Source organism: Psychrobacillus sp. INOP01 (assembly GCF_018140925.1).
GTDB lineage: Bacteria > Bacillota > Bacilli > Bacillales_A > Planococcaceae > Psychrobacillus.
Map to the genome: position 1 here is coordinate 1,878,701 of NZ_CP073315.1, position 14,332 is coordinate 1,893,032.

Annotated in this window: 20 protein-coding genes; 4 read left to right on the top strand and 16 right to left on the bottom strand. The window is 36.2% G+C overall.

What is annotated here, in order from left to right:
* Positions 1-6: 6 nt before the first annotated feature.
* From KD050_RS09470 to KD050_RS09495, 6 genes are all read right to left on the bottom strand, one after another.
* Positions 7-564 (bottom strand): YdhK family protein, encoded by a 558-nt coding sequence (locus KD050_RS09470; RefSeq protein ID WP_211895920.1) that lies wholly within the window; start codon positions 562-564, stop codon positions 7-9.
* Positions 565-591: 27 nt separating this feature from the next.
* A complete protein-coding gene (locus tag KD050_RS09475; protein ID WP_211895921.1) occupies positions 592-3,021 on the bottom strand; it encodes a heavy metal translocating P-type ATPase in 2,430 nt (809 codons plus the stop codon).
* A gap of 84 nt (positions 3,022-3,105) precedes the next feature.
* Positions 3,106-3,315, bottom strand: coding sequence for a copper chaperone CopZ (gene copZ, locus KD050_RS09480; RefSeq protein WP_211895922.1), 210 nt, complete (start codon positions 3,313-3,315; stop codon positions 3,106-3,108).
* A 15-nt stretch (positions 3,316-3,330) separates the two neighbouring features.
* The gene (locus tag KD050_RS09485) at positions 3,331-3,645 is read right to left on the bottom strand and encodes a metal-sensing transcriptional repressor (protein ID WP_211896257.1); all 315 of its coding nucleotides are present in this window, start codon (positions 3,643-3,645) and stop codon (positions 3,331-3,333) included.
* A gap of 321 nt (positions 3,646-3,966) precedes the next feature.
* Positions 3,967-4,281 (bottom strand): ArsR/SmtB family transcription factor, encoded by a 315-nt coding sequence (locus KD050_RS09490; protein WP_211895923.1) that lies wholly within the window; start codon positions 4,279-4,281, stop codon positions 3,967-3,969.
* 52 nt (positions 4,282-4,333) lie between these two features.
* Complete coding sequence (locus tag KD050_RS09495; protein WP_211895924.1) at positions 4,334-5,281, bottom strand: cation diffusion facilitator family transporter; 948 nt, start codon at positions 5,279-5,281, stop codon at positions 4,334-4,336.
* Between the two features lie 593 nt (positions 5,282-5,874).
* On the opposite strand from KD050_RS09495, the gene KD050_RS09500 reads away from it, so the two are divergent.
* Genes KD050_RS09500 through KD050_RS21270 form a run of 3 tightly spaced genes read left to right on the top strand, consistent with a single transcriptional unit; the run spans position 5,875 to position 6,935 of the window.
* Complete coding sequence (locus tag KD050_RS09500; protein ID WP_053485903.1) at positions 5,875-6,240, top strand: DUF2089 domain-containing protein; 366 nt, start codon at positions 5,875-5,877, stop codon at positions 6,238-6,240.
* Positions 6,241-6,253: 13 nt separating this feature from the next.
* Positions 6,254-6,643, top strand: coding sequence for an SHOCT-like domain-containing protein (locus KD050_RS09505; RefSeq protein ID WP_211895925.1), 390 nt, complete (start codon positions 6,254-6,256; stop codon positions 6,641-6,643).
* A gap of 10 nt (positions 6,644-6,653) precedes the next feature.
* Positions 6,654-6,935, top strand: a complete 282-nt coding sequence (locus KD050_RS21270) for a hypothetical protein (protein WP_235753958.1) — start codon at positions 6,654-6,656, stop codon at positions 6,933-6,935.
* 389 nt (positions 6,936-7,324) lie between these two features.
* On the opposite strand, the gene KD050_RS09510 is transcribed toward KD050_RS21270, so the two are convergent.
* Complete coding sequence (locus KD050_RS09510) at positions 7,325-7,879, bottom strand: helix-turn-helix domain-containing protein (protein WP_211895926.1); 555 nt, start codon at positions 7,877-7,879, stop codon at positions 7,325-7,327.
* 124 nt (positions 7,880-8,003) lie between these two features.
* Here KD050_RS09510 and KD050_RS09515 point away from each other — a divergent pair, with 124 nt between their 5' ends.
* A complete protein-coding gene (locus tag KD050_RS09515; RefSeq protein WP_211895927.1) occupies positions 8,004-8,960 on the top strand; it encodes a PLP-dependent cysteine synthase family protein in 957 nt (318 codons plus the stop codon).
* A 202-nt stretch (positions 8,961-9,162) separates the two neighbouring features.
* Here KD050_RS09515 and KD050_RS09520 read toward each other — a convergent pair whose 3' ends face one another.
* The 9 genes from KD050_RS09520 to KD050_RS09560 all read right to left on the bottom strand — a co-directional run bounded on the left by KD050_RS09520 (position 9,163) and on the right by KD050_RS09560 (position 14,299).
* On the bottom strand, positions 9,163-9,615 hold the full coding sequence (locus KD050_RS09520; RefSeq protein ID WP_211895928.1) for a GNAT family N-acetyltransferase: 453 nt from the start codon (positions 9,613-9,615) through the stop codon (positions 9,163-9,165).
* Positions 9,616-9,776: 161 nt separating this feature from the next.
* Positions 9,777-10,556 carry a sulfite exporter TauE/SafE family protein gene (locus tag KD050_RS09525; RefSeq protein WP_211895929.1) on the bottom strand — a complete coding sequence of 260 codons (780 nt, stop codon included), beginning with the start codon at positions 10,554-10,556 and terminating at the stop codon, positions 9,777-9,779.
* A 52-nt stretch (positions 10,557-10,608) separates the two neighbouring features.
* Positions 10,609-10,836, bottom strand: coding sequence for a sulfurtransferase TusA family protein (locus KD050_RS09530; RefSeq protein WP_211895930.1), 228 nt, complete (start codon positions 10,834-10,836; stop codon positions 10,609-10,611).
* Positions 10,837-10,880: 44 nt separating this feature from the next.
* Positions 10,881-12,008 (bottom strand): MBL fold metallo-hydrolase, encoded by a 1,128-nt coding sequence (locus KD050_RS09535; RefSeq protein ID WP_211895931.1) that lies wholly within the window; start codon positions 12,006-12,008, stop codon positions 10,881-10,883.
* Positions 12,009-12,039: 31 nt separating this feature from the next.
* Positions 12,040-12,438 (bottom strand): DsrE/DsrF/DrsH-like family protein, encoded by a 399-nt coding sequence (locus KD050_RS09540; protein ID WP_211895932.1) that lies wholly within the window; start codon positions 12,436-12,438, stop codon positions 12,040-12,042.
* 31 nt (positions 12,439-12,469) lie between these two features.
* Entirely contained in the window at positions 12,470-13,039 is a 570-nt protein-coding gene (locus KD050_RS09545; RefSeq protein ID WP_211895933.1) for a sulfurtransferase TusA family protein, read from the bottom strand.
* Between the two features lie 56 nt (positions 13,040-13,095).
* Positions 13,096-13,392, bottom strand: coding sequence for a rhodanese-like domain-containing protein (locus KD050_RS09550; RefSeq protein WP_211895934.1), 297 nt, complete (start codon positions 13,390-13,392; stop codon positions 13,096-13,098).
* Between the two features lie 20 nt (positions 13,393-13,412).
* Positions 13,413-13,778, bottom strand: a complete 366-nt coding sequence (locus KD050_RS09555) for a rhodanese-like domain-containing protein (RefSeq protein WP_211895935.1) — start codon at positions 13,776-13,778, stop codon at positions 13,413-13,415.
* A 41-nt stretch (positions 13,779-13,819) separates the two neighbouring features.
* Positions 13,820-14,299, bottom strand: coding sequence for a DsrE/DsrF/DrsH-like family protein (locus tag KD050_RS09560; RefSeq protein WP_211895936.1), 480 nt, complete (start codon positions 14,297-14,299; stop codon positions 13,820-13,822).
* Positions 14,300-14,332: the final 33 nt, after the last annotated feature.

A 14,332-nucleotide genomic window follows, 5' to 3' on the forward strand; every position in this document is an offset into this window, starting at 1 on the left:
ACTTTTTTATTTAGCAGTTAATTCACTTTCCGTTACCCATTTATGGTTTTTCACTGGCTCTCCACCTGAAGTTGGAGTGTAATCTACCATATATACTGTTGTTAGTTCTGCCGAATCAATTTCAGCAGTAGCACCTTCCATCCCAGACATGTGATCAGCGTCAATGGTAACTTCTGTTCCTGGTTCTAAAGTTTTATCCCCAGCATCTTTAATCTCTTCTTGAATGACCCATTTATGATTTTCCACTCTTTCTCCACCAGATGTTGGCTTATAAGAAATGACATAGGCAGTTGTTTCATAAGCACCCACAATAGTTGCTTCTGCACCCTTCATACCTTCCATGTGATCTGTTTCAATAATAGCTTGGCTTCCAACTTCATAAGTAGGATTATCAGCTACTTTCAAGTCTTCTGAAACTTCACCTGTGCCAGTATGATTCATATCTGAATGATCCATTTCCATGTTTTCATGCTCACTTGTTTCCTTTTCATCGCTAGCACATGCCGACAACGTGAATGCTGTAGCTAATGTAACAATTCCTATTACTATTTTTTTCATCGTCATCCTCCTCAATCGAAACTTTTTTTTCTCTCAATCACGTACATTCTTTTCCAGTTTTACTTTTTGAAGTCGTAATGCATTCAATACAACCGATACAGAACTAAATGCCATAGCTGCTCCTGCTACCCAAGGTGCAAGTAATCCCACCGCCGCAATCGGTATACCTAACGTGTTATAGGCAAATGCCCAAAATAGATTTTGCTTTATGTTCCTCATCGTTTTATGACTCATAATAATAGCATCGGCTATGCTATTTAAATCTCCTCGAATTAATGTAATATCTGCGGCTTCCATCGCAACGTCGGTACCTGTTCCAATGGCCATTCCGATATCCGCAACTGCTAGAGCCGGAGCATCATTAATACCATCTCCAACCATTGCTACTTTCTTTCCAGATGCCTGAAGCTTTTTCACTTCTTCTGCTTTACCTTCAGGAAGTACTTCGGCAATAACCTGGTCGATTCCAACCTCTTTACCGATTGCAGCTGCTGTACGTTGGTTATCACCTGTCATCATAATTACTTCGATATTCATCTCATGTAAACGAAGGATTGCTTTCTTAGAAGTTTCCTTGATGGTATCTGCAACCGCAATTAGCCCCGCATAATGACCATTAATACTGGCTAGCATCGCTGTTTTCCCATTAGCCTCTAGCTCTTCCATTATTGTTAGTATGTTCGAAATATCCACATTGTAGCTATTCATCAGCTTTCGAGTACCTACAAGAATTTCTTTATCACCAACAATTGTTTTCACTCCATACCCAGGAATTGCTTCAAACTCCTGAACTGCCTCAAGTATTATTCCTCTTTCCTGAATTCCTTGTACAATCGCTTCCGCAAGTGGATGTTCCGATTGTTTCTCAGCTGCACCGATTAGAGATAGGAACTCCTCTTCGTTTACACCATTCGCCACGATTACATCGGTTAACACTGGTTTACCGTTTGTAACAGTTCCTGTTTTATCTACTATCACTGTATCAATATGGTGTGTCGTTTCCAGATGTTCGCCGCCTTTAAACAGAATGCCAAATTCAGCTGCGCGACCAGAGCCGGCCATTATAGAAGTAGGCGTCGCAAGTCCCAATGCACATGGACAAGCAATTACAAGTACAGCAATCAGAGCTTCCAAGGCAGGAGTGATTTCACCTGGGTTCACCCATATTATCCATACTAAAAAAGTGATAATCGCAATACCAATTACAATTGGCACGAACACACCGGAAATTTTGTCTGCCAGTCTTTGAATTGGGGCTTTCGATCCTTGCGCATCTTCTACTACTTTAATAATTTGTGCAAGCGCAGTATCTCTTCCGATTTTTGTAGCTTTCATTTTAAGAAAACCGTTTTTATTGATCGTTGAACCAAACAATGAATCGCCAATAGTTTTATCTACTGGAATACTTTCTCCAGTTAGCATAGATTCGTCGACTGCTGTGTTACCTTCTATGACCTCTCCATCCACTGGTATTTTTTCACCAGGCTTTACTAATATCGTGTCTCCAGTTACAACTTCTTCAAGTGGGATTTCCATTTCAGTTTGATCTCTAATAACTAAAGCTGTTTTAGCTTGAAGTCCCATAAGCTTTTTAATGGCTTCAGAGGAACGTCCTTTTGCTTTTGCTTCAAACAGTTTCCCTAATATAATTAGGGTGATTAGTACAGCGCTAGTTTCAAAATATAAATTTGCTGTATGGTGTTCACCCGTAGTAATGATGGCTTGATAAACACTATAAAAATAGGCAGCAGATGTGCCCATTACTACTAGGACATCCATATTGGCGCTTTTATTTCGCAACGCTTTATATGCACTTACATAAAACTGTTTCCCGATGATAAATTGAACAGGTGTCGCCAAAGCCATTTGCACCCAAGGATTCATGAGAAAATCAGGCATATAGATAAACGATGTGAATGAAAAATGACCGACCATAGTCCACAATAATGGAAGTGACAAAATCGCAGAGATGATGAATTTTCTCTTTTGTTTTTGAATAGCTTGCTCGCGGTAATCAACAGCTTCCTTTGCATCCTCTTTGTTAATTGCCCCGTACCCTAACTTCTCTACTCTACCTATAATATCTGCAACAGAAATCTGAGAGGGATTATACTCTATAGTTGCATTTTCAAGCGCCAAATTAACGTTTGCAAAGGATACACCATCTAGCTTGTTAAGACCTTTTTCAATTCTCGTAGCACAGGCAGCACAGGTCATTCCTGTAATGGTAAATTCCTTATTCTCCTTGGCAACACCATAACCTAAATCCTGAATTTTCTTTTCAAGGTCTTGATTACTCAATTTTTTAGGATCGTATTTTATCAATGACTTTTCCAGTGCCAAGTTAACATTGGCTTCTTCTACACCATCCATTTTGTTTAGACCTTTTTCAATTCTTGTTGCACAGGCTGCACAGGTCATTCCTGTAATTTGAAGACTGGTTTCTTTTACTTCACTACTCATTTTGTTTTCACCTCTCCTTTATATACTACTGGGGGGTATAAATTTATGAAATAAAGAGAGTGCCTTCATAGCACTCTTTTCGACTTAAACTACATCGTATCCTTGATCATCAATTGTTTCTTTAATAACATCTAGTGATACTTTATCCTCCTCAAATGAAACGTCCACTTTTCCTGACTCTAAATGAACTTTCACTTCATTTACTCCATCTAACTTTCCTACGCTGCTTTCAACAGAACTAACACAGTGACCACATGACATTCCTTGTACGTTTAACGTTACTTGGTTGACCATTTAAAATTCCTCCTCTTATTTTTTCATTAATTTTTGAATCGTAACTAATAATTCATCAAGTACTTCGTCGTCACCCTCAGCTAATCTGTCTACTACACAGCCTTTTAAATGTCCTTGTAAAAGTACTTTGGCTACACTGTTTAGAGCTGACTGAGTTGCAGAAAGTTGCGTGATTATATCATCACAATAGACGTCTTTATCTACCATGCCTTTTATCCCTCGGATCTGACCTTCAATGCGATTTAACCGATTCGTTAGATCCTTTTTTACATGTTCAGGATGATGACTTTTTCTACAAGAATTATCAGATGTGATTGTATTCTCTTCCATAATACTGTCCAACTAATCAACCTCCTATCTCTTGTTCACATCATACAGTACCTGTGGGGGGTATGTAAAGTATAATGTTTTGTTTTTAAAAGAAAGTTCTACATTTCATTTTGGGGTGTCCTCTATTTCATGATAATTACACCTTTCAAAAATGCTCACTTAAATAATATTGATGATATTTCATGGGCAAAGAAAAAGGACCTAATCTTAAGTCCTTTTAAATGCTAACAATTTTAACAACCAGCTTTCTAATTTATCCATTGAATTTCATCCATTTCAGCTGTACTTACATTTTAATCTTAATTCACAGCTCTATTGGTGCTAATGTTTTGCATGATCAATCGCCTGATGCAACAGATTCATAATATGGTCATCATCGCTTGAATAATACAAGGTTGTTCCTTCACGTCGAAACTTTACTAAACGTAAATTTTTCAAAAAGCGGAGCTGGTGAGACACTGTGGACTGACCTAAATTTAGTGCCTCCGCAATATCATTCACAGAATACTCCTCGCAGCATAGCAGATTTAATATACGTATACGTGTTGGATCACCTAACGCTTTAAACGTCTGGGATACGACAAAAAGGGTTTCTTCATCTAATTCATGTGTGTTAGCTTTTACTTCTTTCTCCATTCCATTATGCCCCCTGTTAAAAGTTTAAGTATTGGATCCCTTTTACATCATGTTAATGATTGTGGTGTGCATGTGCATCTGGTGCCTTTGCCTTTACTGTACATAAAATGGAATTATCATGTTTATGAGCAGCTGTTTCTAATTGAATGGTCACATGTTGAATATTTTTATGCTCTAGATCGTGTTCGATTTTACGAAGTAGTTTTTCGCTTTCTGCAATCGTCATTTGTTCCTCAACCACCACATGGCAGGAAAGTGCATTTAAACCACTTGTAATAGACCAAATGTGTAAATCATGAACACCTAGAACTTCCTTTTCCCGCTTAATTGTTTCAGCGATTTCGTCTACATTTACATTTTGAGGTGTTCCCTCCATTAATACATTTAGTGAAGCTTTCGTTACATAGTAACCACCGCGTAAAACTAGTGCAGCGACAATCACACTAGCTAACGGATCGGCCCACCCCCAACCAAAGAACATGATTAATAAGGCAGCAATAATAGCGCCTACCGAGCCTAGCATATCGCTGATTACGTGAAGGAAAGCCCCACGCATATTTAAATTGTCTTGCGTATCACTACCCCGCATCATAATCCAAGCCACAAGGATATTTACACCTAACCCTATGCTACTAATAATAAGCATTCCGCTTGTGGCTACTTCAGGGGGATTAGCAAAACGTTTAATTGCCTCATAAAAGATAAAAAGTGCAATCAATATTAGCGTTACTCCGTTTAAGACTGCCGCTAATATTTCAAAACGCTTATAGCCATAGGTTTTACTAGCATTGGCTGCTTTTGCACTAAATGTAAATGCCAGTAGGGCAATCCCAAGTGATACAGCATCGCTGAGCATATGTCCAGCATCTGAAAGAAGAGCCAAACTGTTAGTCATATACCCCCCTATCGCTTCTACAACCATATAGATGGTAATAATGAAAAATGAAATTAGTAATACTTTTTTATTTGCACTGTTTGCATGGTCATGATTATCCGACATTACAATCCCTCCATCTAATTAATATTAACAACACCTAAAGTTAATATATGATTATATATTCATATATACACATTATATTCTCTTTTGTCTATTGTCAATAATTAAAACTGATAGATTTTTTAATTATTTCCTGATCGCCGACCAAATGATGTTGATGATTCAATATGTATTAGTAGGAAAAAGCTACTTGATTTTTTGATATTTTATAAATTGATTGCCAATAGACATAGCCCACAATCGGTAATTTGTTTTCGTCTCATGTAAAACACCGTTTTGTCAATGCTAACGACTGCTGAATTATCATCAGTTGGAATATTAATATCAAATATCCATGGATTATTAATCAGCATCTCAAAGTCTAAGAAATCGTACTCAATATGTATCTAGGAATTTTAACCATGAAGAATATCTACGATTTTAACCATTATAGAAAATATTGTACTCGAATGAATAACTAAATCAGAAAATCAATAATATTAAATAACAAATTAACATTATTTAATTTTTTAACTTAAAAAATTAACTTTATTATTCTTTTTTTCATTCCTTTGTTATATAATATAATTGAATTAACAAAAAGGAATGATTTTATTATGGCTTATCAAGTAATTACAAATTGTCCTGTCTGCAGTAAAACATTGAAAATTACAAAGTTGCAGTGCTCTCATTGTCACACTACGATTGAAAATGAATTTGAATTATCTAAACTAGCATCCTTATCAAAGGATCAGCTTCATTTTGTCGAAGTATTTTTAACATGCAGAGGGAATATCAAAGAAGTTGAAAAGGAACTGGGGATTTCCTATCCAACGGTTCGAGGCAAACTAACAGACATCATTTCATCCCTTGGATATGTGCAGAAGAAGAAAAATGAAGTAGACGAGAAAAAAGTTGTCACTATGTTGGAAAATGGCGAAATTACACCAGAAGAAGCAATTAAGCTCTTAAAAGAGGAATAGGGAGGAATTTATCATGAAAGAGGAAATTTCAAGAGTGTTAACAATGGTTCAAGATGGAAAAATTGATGCAGACAAGGGAGCTGAACTGATTCAAATATTAAAAGAAAAAGAAGAAACAGGTAATAAGCTTTTTGAAAAACCGACAAAATATTTAGATAAAACATTAAAAATTCGTGTTGTATCAGCTGAAAATGATAACGTCACGGTCAATTTGCCTATAAAACTTGTAAAGGCAGTATTAATGGCTGGTCACAGCATCGCAGCAAGTATTCCTCAATCGGAAAAATACGTTAAAGATATAGACATAAGCCTTATTATTGAAGCAATTGAAAACGAATTAGATGGCCAAATTGTTGATATTAAATCGGCAAACGGGGATACCGTTTCGATCATCATTGATTAGTGATTTGCTTATGATGCATATAAAAGTGAAAGCAAAAGACGTTCGGTTTACCATCCCAATTCCATATACTATTTTAAACATTCTTAGTTCAATTTTGTCTTCAAAATTTATTCAGCAAAATGCAAACAAATGGACAAAAGAGCACTTCGAAAGAAAAAAACTGGACTTTACCTTTCCACTAATAGACAAAAAAATGTTAAAGCCTATCATCAAGGAACTGAAAAATTATAAGGGGATCGTGCTAGTAGATGTCAAAGCTAAGGACGGTACTGAGGTTAAGATTAGACTATAATTTATTATAGAATACATCAACCACTGACTAGCATTTTGAAGAAAAAGCCTAATTTCCCGCTTACAATACCGAGAAAATTGGGCTTTGATTACTTTAGTATAACCCCTCTCGCAGAAAAATTATTGGTTTAGAATAAGCTTGATTATAAATCCTAGATTTTACTGTATATAAAAAGCCATCGTTTTGAATAAAGATTAATCAAAACGATAGCTTTTCTGAGTTTTTAAGAACTGTTTTTTTAAGATTGATTATTTAATGCCCCTTATCCCACTAAAGCACCCGTTAGTTAAATAAGCGAAGAAAATACCTCTCCGTTTTAATCCCAAATTTCTTATTTCCTTTAGAAGTATACTGATATTACCTTTAATGTTTTTCTACAAACGTACATTTTATCTTGAATAATGAATCAATACTGTACATTTCAAAAGACTATCCCCATTATTTGAATAGGAATGTGGCTGATTGGCTTTGAAACGAATTGAATCGTCTTTTTCTACGGTATAAGTTTCATTGTTTAATTGTAGATCGAGTTTACCCTCGTTAATAATCACATACTCTTCTACGCCTGTATTATGTGCCTCTGAGTAATGAGTAAACCCAATGTCTAATTCTATTGAGAATAGTTCAAATTGCCTTTCAGGTTGAAATGGAACAAGTGGATATACTCGATAATTTCCATTATCCCCCACAATGGGTTCTATTTTTCCTTTATATATAAGCGATACGGTTGGTTCTTTTTCTGTAATCAATGAAGAAAAGGACAACTGAACTCCATTAGCAATTTTCCAAATCGTTGTGACAGTCGGATTTGATTCCCCACGTTCTATTTGCCCAAGCATGGTTTTACTAACACCTGTCAATTCACCTAATTTTTCTAGACTTAATCCACGTTCCTGACGAATTCGTTTAATGTTACTACCAATCGTTTTGTTTAAATGATGCAATATTATTACTCCTTTATAAGTCGTTATATTGTAATTATTGACGTTATATCATATATTATTAGTTATATAGCGTTCATTCATACGCAATATAGTTCAAATTTATACGAAAAAGGGGAGTTTGTCTATGGTAAGCAAAGATATCTTTAAAAGTGTAGTACAAGTAATTGGTAATACACCAATGGTTGAATTATCTCGTATTACAGCAAATTTAGAAGGTACGATCTATGCAAAGTTAGAATATTTAAATCCTGGTTTCAGTAAAAAGGATCGCATTGGATTAGAGATTATCAATGAAGCCGAAAAGGATGGATTGCTTACACCAGGGCAGACTGTTGTAGAGTTAACAAGCGGGAACACAGGGACAGGATTAGCAATAGTCTGTGGTGTCAAAGGATATAAATTTGTTGCCGTAATGTCAAAAGGTAATTCTTTAGAGCGTGCACGTATGATGAAGGCACTGGGTGCTGAAGTAGTATTAGTTGATCAAGCTCCTGGCTCACCAATTGGTCAAGTTTCAGGAGAAGATTTACAAAAAGTTGAGGAAGTTGCACAACAAATTACAAAAGAGCGTAATGCTTTTCGGGCGGATCAATTCAATCATATCGGTAATGTGCATGCACATGAATTCCGTACTGGTGAAGAAATGTGGGAGCAAGCAGATGGGAATATAGATGTTTTCCTTGATTTTGCAGGTTCTGGTGGTACATTTGCAGGTTGTGCAAAAGCATTAAAAAAACACAACGAGAATATTCGATGCTATTTAGTAGAGCCTGATTCTGCATCCTTTTATACAAGTAAAGCAATTTCTAATCCGAACCACAAGATTCAAGGTGGTGGATATCAAATGAACTTACCTTTGTTGGATAAAAAGCTGATTACTGAAACGATTCTTATTACAGATGAAGAAGCCACTCAAACTGCTCGTGAACTTGCTAAAAAAGAAGGCATTTTTGCAGGTTTTTCTTCAGGTGCCAACATAGCAGCAGCGTTAAAATTACTGCAAACCACAGAAAAGGGAGCAAAAATTGTTTTAACTATTAACGATTCAGGTTTAAAATATTTGAGTACAGATTTGTTTTAGATGTAATGTTTATAAAATAATTCTTATAATAGAGTAATTAACCACCAATTTGTTGGTGGTTTTTGCTTTATATATATTAAACTAACCTGCTGCGTTAGTTCAATAAGAAAAAAGAGTTGCCTAAGTAACCCCATGATCTTGAACTAAAGCACCCGTTAGCTCAATAAAGCCGTTACATATTTAAAGTGAAAGCTGAATTAGATTATAAATACTTTTCCATAACATAATTCGTTAATTTTATTCCGCCCTTCTCAACTTCCTGTTCTTTAACTATTCTAAACCCTCGCTTTTCAAAAAAAGGAGTAGCTGTAATAGAGGCGTGTGTAAATACATATTTTCCACAAAAATGTTTCTCCAACTCATTGTATATTGTACTGGCAATCCCCACACCTTGATAATCTTTATGAACAAATAGACGGTTTAAATACCCCGTAGGAGCAATATCTCCAAATCCTGTAATTACACCATTATGTGTAGCTACTATGGTGTAATTATCCATAAGAGACTCGTTCCACGCTTCTAAATCAATATTTCCTGTCGCCCATACATTTACTTGTTCCTTTGTATAATCTTTTGCATTGATTGTATGAACAGTTTGATAGAATAATTCTGCCATTTCTTTGCCATCATTCGGCTGATATATTCTTAGTTCCATTAAATAACCTCCATCCCAAAATTCTAATTTCAACGACTAATAAACGAAGTAAAAAATAGCACATATTTATTATTAATTCAAGCACCCGTTAGAGAGCATTTTAGAAATGCTCTCTAACGGGTGCTTACGGATGTTTTAAATATTGCAGGGTAGTTCTTTTTTTAAAATAAGATATCTGTCCAAATTTTTATTGCTGTGGCTAAGATCAGTAACGCTAAAATGACTTGTAGAATTTTGGTATTCATTTTTTTGCCCGCCATAGCACCAAGTGGGGCAGCTATTATACTTGCGATTACCATAATTAAAGCCGGGATGTAATCAACCTGTCCTGTTGCGACTTTCCCAACTATTGCGCCAATGGATGAAATGAATGTAATTGCAAGGGAAGATGCAATAGTTACTCTTGTCGGTATTTTTAATACAACCAACATAATTGGCACTAATAAGAATCCACCCGCGGCACCTACAATACCTGATCCTACCCCAACAATTAACGCTAATATTGCGGCTAGCCATTTGTTAAATGTAACTTGATCCAAAGGAATATCATCTATTCCCTTCTTCGGAATAAACATCATGATAGCGGCTATTAAAGCGAGAACGCCATAAACAATATTAATGCCGTTTTCCGACATGGATTGAGACCCAAAACTCCCGATAACGCTTCCAAGCAACACACTAACACCCATGTAAATTATCAGCGTCTTATTTAAATATCCTCCTTTGCGATATGCCCATACTCCTCCTATTGAAGCGAAAAGTACCTGCACAGCGCTTATCCCGGATACCTCATGTGCACTGAATGCTGCCAAACCGAACAATGGTGGGATAAACAAAAGCATTGGGTATTTAATAATTGAACCGCCAATACCCACCATTCCAGAAATATATGAACCCACAAATCCAATTAAAAAAATGGTAATGATAAATGTTATATCCATTGTAATACCCCCTATAAAAGAAGGGAACCTTCATTCGGTTCCCTATTTTTTATCAACCTTTTTTAATCCAGAATTTAAATACACCGTTTTCTTCAATGGATTGTACCAGTTCGTGTCCACCCGATCTAGACCAAGCGGCCAGATCTGCTTGGGCTCCTTTATCCGTTGCATGAATTTCTAGAACTTGACCCGTTTCCATATCATTCATGGATTTTTTTGTCTTAACGATTGGCATTGGGCAAGCTAGTCCCTTTGCATCCAATAATTTATCTGCATTCATATGTCATCTCTCCTATTTAGGTATTTTTTTAGTTTCTTTTTTGATTAGCGAACTGCACAACGATTTGGACCAATTTCCATTTCACGTTGCTTGTCGTCATCTGGAGTGATTTTCCCCATATTAGTTTCACGAATTTCTTGGTATGAGTTTGGCTGCGGAGGCAGGTTTCCGGTTACCATTTGTCTGAATTCTGCTTCATCCGCGATGTTCAAACCATGATTTTCTGCTAATAAAGTTCCTAACGGTTTAGCCACACTACCGTCGTCATTCATTTCCTCAATAATCATATAGTGAGCAGGTAGTACTACTAAATCAGCTGAAAGCCCCCTATAGCGGTTATAAAGAGTTTCTCTTAAATCTCCAACCCAATCCTCCGCCAAACCAGCAAGGTCCGGTCTACCAATAGAATCTATGAACAAAATATCACCAGAAAGTAAATATTTTTCATCAATCACAAATGAAGTGGAACCAATTGTATGCCCTGGTGAGTATAAGGCAAGGATATCAATATCCGTATTACCAATTGTCACCACATTACCACCTTCCAATGATGAGTACTCAAATGTAACTTCCTCCGCATCTTTTGGTGGTAACCAGTATGTTGCATTTGTGATCTCAGCGATTTTTCTTCCACCTGAAATGTGGTCAGCGTGTAAATGTGTATCAAAAACATGGGTGATTTTCGCACCTATATTTGATGCAAATTCAACATAAACATCTGGATTTCTTGTCGAGTCAACGATAGCAGCCTCTCCATTAGAAACGATCATGTAAGACAAGCAACCTTTTCCTAGACGCACAAATTGGTAAATATATCCACCATTTGTCAAATCCCCTATTTTTACAGGCTCTAAGTATTCGCTCCATGCTTTCATACCGCCTTTTAAATATGAAACTGAAAGCCCTGCCTCTGATAACATTTCAGCTACAAAAACCGATGAACCTTCTTTTGCACAGACTACTAGTACGTCTTTATTTGTAGGAACTGAATCCATAATTTCTTCTACGCCTTCAAGTAAATCGAAATATGGTATGTTCAAAATTTCAATATTTTGTCCTTCTATTTTCCAATCATTAAAATCACTTACATTACGAACATCCAAAATAAACAGTTCGTCTTTATTGATTACTTTTTTAGCAACTTCTTTAGCTGTCATTTCTTTTACTGACATCACTATACCTCCTATTGTTAAAATTATTAAATCAGAATGTTAGGGTCACGTCTGCGTCTTTTGCAAATTCTAGGAAAGTTACAGCGCCACCAACTTCGATTCCATCAACAAAATCTTCTATTTCAAATCCCATGACATCCATTGTCATTTGACAACCAATGAATTTCACGTCCATTTCTTGCGCCATTGCTATCAACTCAGGGATACTCGGTACAGTTGCTTTTACAAATCCTTCGGAAAAATGTTCTTTTCCTTCTGGCATTACAAGTACTTGATTTACTTCTTTATGGATTAAGTTCAATCCTTCGAATGTAAAGAAAATGGCTACTTCTTGATCGGTGGCTGCTGCCGCAGTGGCAATATTAAATACTTTGTATGCATCAAATAATCCACCGTTACTTGCGATAATTGCTACTCTATTATTTGTCATATTTATTCCTCCACCTTGATGTTGATATATATTAATTTACTGATTTTTCAGTTGGTCCGGACCATTCACTCATCCCAGGTACGATATTGATGACTTGTTTGAAACCTGCAGCTGTCAATTGTTGGGCAGCAAGATCACTGCGGTTTCCCGTACGGCAAACCACATGAATTTCAGTTTCTTTATCAAATTCATTCAAGTGTTCATCCAATTCACCTAGGGGAACTGACTTTGCATTCGGGATATGGCAAAATGCATATTCTGCTGCCTCACGTACATCCAGTACCACTGTATCTTGGTTTACATCTATTTTTTGTTGCAACTCTTCATTTTTCATGACGTTTGGATGCTTCTTTTCTCCTGTTTCTTCTTCACTTGATTTACGAAGGTAGTGTTTTAAGACTGTCCCTTCTTCAACTGTTCCAAGATATTGGTGGCCTGTACTCTGTGCCCATGCTTTCAAGTCGGCCGTCGATCCTTTATCAGTTGCTTGAATTTCCAATACTTCTCCAGGCTCCAACCCGTTTATGGCCTTTTTGGTTTTCACAATCGGCATTGGACAAGCTAAACCTTTTGCATCTAGTATAGAATTCGTTTTAATCATTTTGTGTTTTCCTCCTAGTCATTAATACCTCCACGGGTATATAAATATCTAAAAAATTATTCAGTCGGACCATTCCATTCAAGCATTCCACCAGTCATGTTAATCACTTTAAATCCATGATCTTCAAGTAACGTTGCCGCTTTAGAACTTCTACCGCCTGATCGACAAACCATGATATATTCTTTCGATTTATCCAATTCTTGCATCTTAAATTCCACCAATCCTAACGGAATATGCATAGCAGTGGGAATTTTACCTGCCTTCACTTCGTTAGTCTCACGTACATCAATTATGTTGATAGATGAATTTTCTATTAGTAAAGCTTCTACTTCATTTGGGTTTATCTGTTTCATAATATTATTTCCTCCTTTAACTAGCGCCAAGCGCCCATTCCACCTTTTACATTGGTGATATTTTCAAATCCCATTTTTTTCAATACTTTAGTGGCATTGCTACTTCTCATTCCACTTTGGCATATTACAATTACTTCTTTGTCCTTAGAAAGCCCGTTCGCTTTTTTCTGAAGATCGTGTAATGGAATATTTTTAAAACCTTTAATGTGATTCCCTTTAAATTCATTTGGCGTTCTGACATCAAGAAACTGTTTATCCTTATTTTTCAACTCAGTTATTAATTCTGCTGTACTAATAGTACGAATTCCTTTTGCTGGAGCAAGTCGTTTATATATAAACAAGGCAACAGCACTAATTAATAATAGATTTATTAATATATCTATCATTGTGAGAAAAACACCTTTCTGTATGGAAACTATATTATGTTCTAAATAAATAGATTTACATTACCTTCTTCTGCATCTGCCAGATAAGCTGCCACACCTGCATATTCAATGCCTTCCAGTAACTCTTGTTCTTGTAATCCCAATAAATCCATCGTCATTGTACATGCGATTAGTTTAATATCTTGTTCTTGAGCCATTTCTATTAAACTCGGAAGTGTCATTGCGTTATGTTTTTTTATTACATGCTTTATCATTTTAGGGCCCATTCCCGCAAAATTCATATTAGATAGCCCCATATTGTCTGCCCCTCTTGGCATCATTTTGCCAAACATTTTTTCAAGGAAGCCTTTTTTCAAAGTTAATGGTTCGTCTTTACGCAGTGCATTCAATCCCCAAAAAGTATGGAAAATGGTGACTTCGTGATCATAAGCTGCAGCACCATTTGCAATAATATAAGCAGCCATAGCCTTATCATAATCTCCACTAAACAAAATAATCGTAGTCTTTTTCTTTTCTGTCATATTCCTTGTCCTCCTCTAACTATTTTATACCCA

Bases quoted from the DNA above. Each gene is read 5' to 3' on its own strand.
- KD050_RS09470 (WP_211895920.1), bottom strand. From the start codon at position 564: ATGACGATGAAAAAAATAGTAATAGGAATTGTTACATTAGCTACAGCA.
- KD050_RS09475 (WP_211895921.1), bottom strand. From the start codon at position 3,021: ATGAGTAGTGAAGTAAAAGAAACCAGTCTTCAAATTACAGGAATGACC.
- copZ (WP_211895922.1), bottom strand. From the start codon at position 3,315: ATGGTCAACCAAGTAACGTTAAACGTACAAGGAATGTCATGTGGTCAC.
- KD050_RS09485 (WP_211896257.1), bottom strand. From the start codon at position 3,645: ATGGAAGAGAATACAATCACATCTGATAATTCTTGTAGAAAAAGTCAT.
- KD050_RS09490 (WP_211895923.1), bottom strand. From the start codon at position 4,281: ATGGAGAAAGAAGTAAAAGCTAACACACATGAATTAGATGAAGAAACC.
- KD050_RS09495 (WP_211895924.1), bottom strand. From the start codon at position 5,281: ATGTCGGATAATCATGACCATGCAAACAGTGCAAATAAAAAAGTATTA.
- KD050_RS09500 (WP_053485903.1), top strand. From the start codon at position 5,875: ATGGCTTATCAAGTAATTACAAATTGTCCTGTCTGCAGTAAAACATTG.
- KD050_RS09505 (WP_211895925.1), top strand. From the start codon at position 6,254: ATGAAAGAGGAAATTTCAAGAGTGTTAACAATGGTTCAAGATGGAAAA.
- KD050_RS21270 (WP_235753958.1), top strand. From the start codon at position 6,654: ATGATGCATATAAAAGTGAAAGCAAAAGACGTTCGGTTTACCATCCCA.
- KD050_RS09515 (WP_211895927.1), top strand. From the start codon at position 8,004: ATGGTAAGCAAAGATATCTTTAAAAGTGTAGTACAAGTAATTGGTAAT.
- KD050_RS09520 (WP_211895928.1), bottom strand. From the start codon at position 9,615: ATGGAACTAAGAATATATCAGCCGAATGATGGCAAAGAAATGGCAGAA.
- KD050_RS09525 (WP_211895929.1), bottom strand. From the start codon at position 10,556: ATGGATATAACATTTATCATTACCATTTTTTTAATTGGATTTGTGGGT.
- KD050_RS09530 (WP_211895930.1), bottom strand. From the start codon at position 10,836: ATGAATGCAGATAAATTATTGGATGCAAAGGGACTAGCTTGCCCAATG.
- KD050_RS09535 (WP_211895931.1), bottom strand. From the start codon at position 12,008: ATGTCAGTAAAAGAAATGACAGCTAAAGAAGTTGCTAAAAAAGTAATC.
- KD050_RS09540 (WP_211895932.1), bottom strand. From the start codon at position 12,438: ATGACAAATAATAGAGTAGCAATTATCGCAAGTAACGGTGGATTATTT.
- KD050_RS09545 (WP_211895933.1), bottom strand. From the start codon at position 13,039: ATGATTAAAACGAATTCTATACTAGATGCAAAAGGTTTAGCTTGTCCA.
- KD050_RS09550 (WP_211895934.1), bottom strand. From the start codon at position 13,392: ATGAAACAGATAAACCCAAATGAAGTAGAAGCTTTACTAATAGAAAAT.
- KD050_RS09555 (WP_211895935.1), bottom strand. From the start codon at position 13,778: ATGATAGATATATTAATAAATCTATTATTAATTAGTGCTGTTGCCTTG.
- KD050_RS09560 (WP_211895936.1), bottom strand. From the start codon at position 14,299: ATGACAGAAAAGAAAAAGACTACGATTATTTTGTTTAGTGGAGATTAT.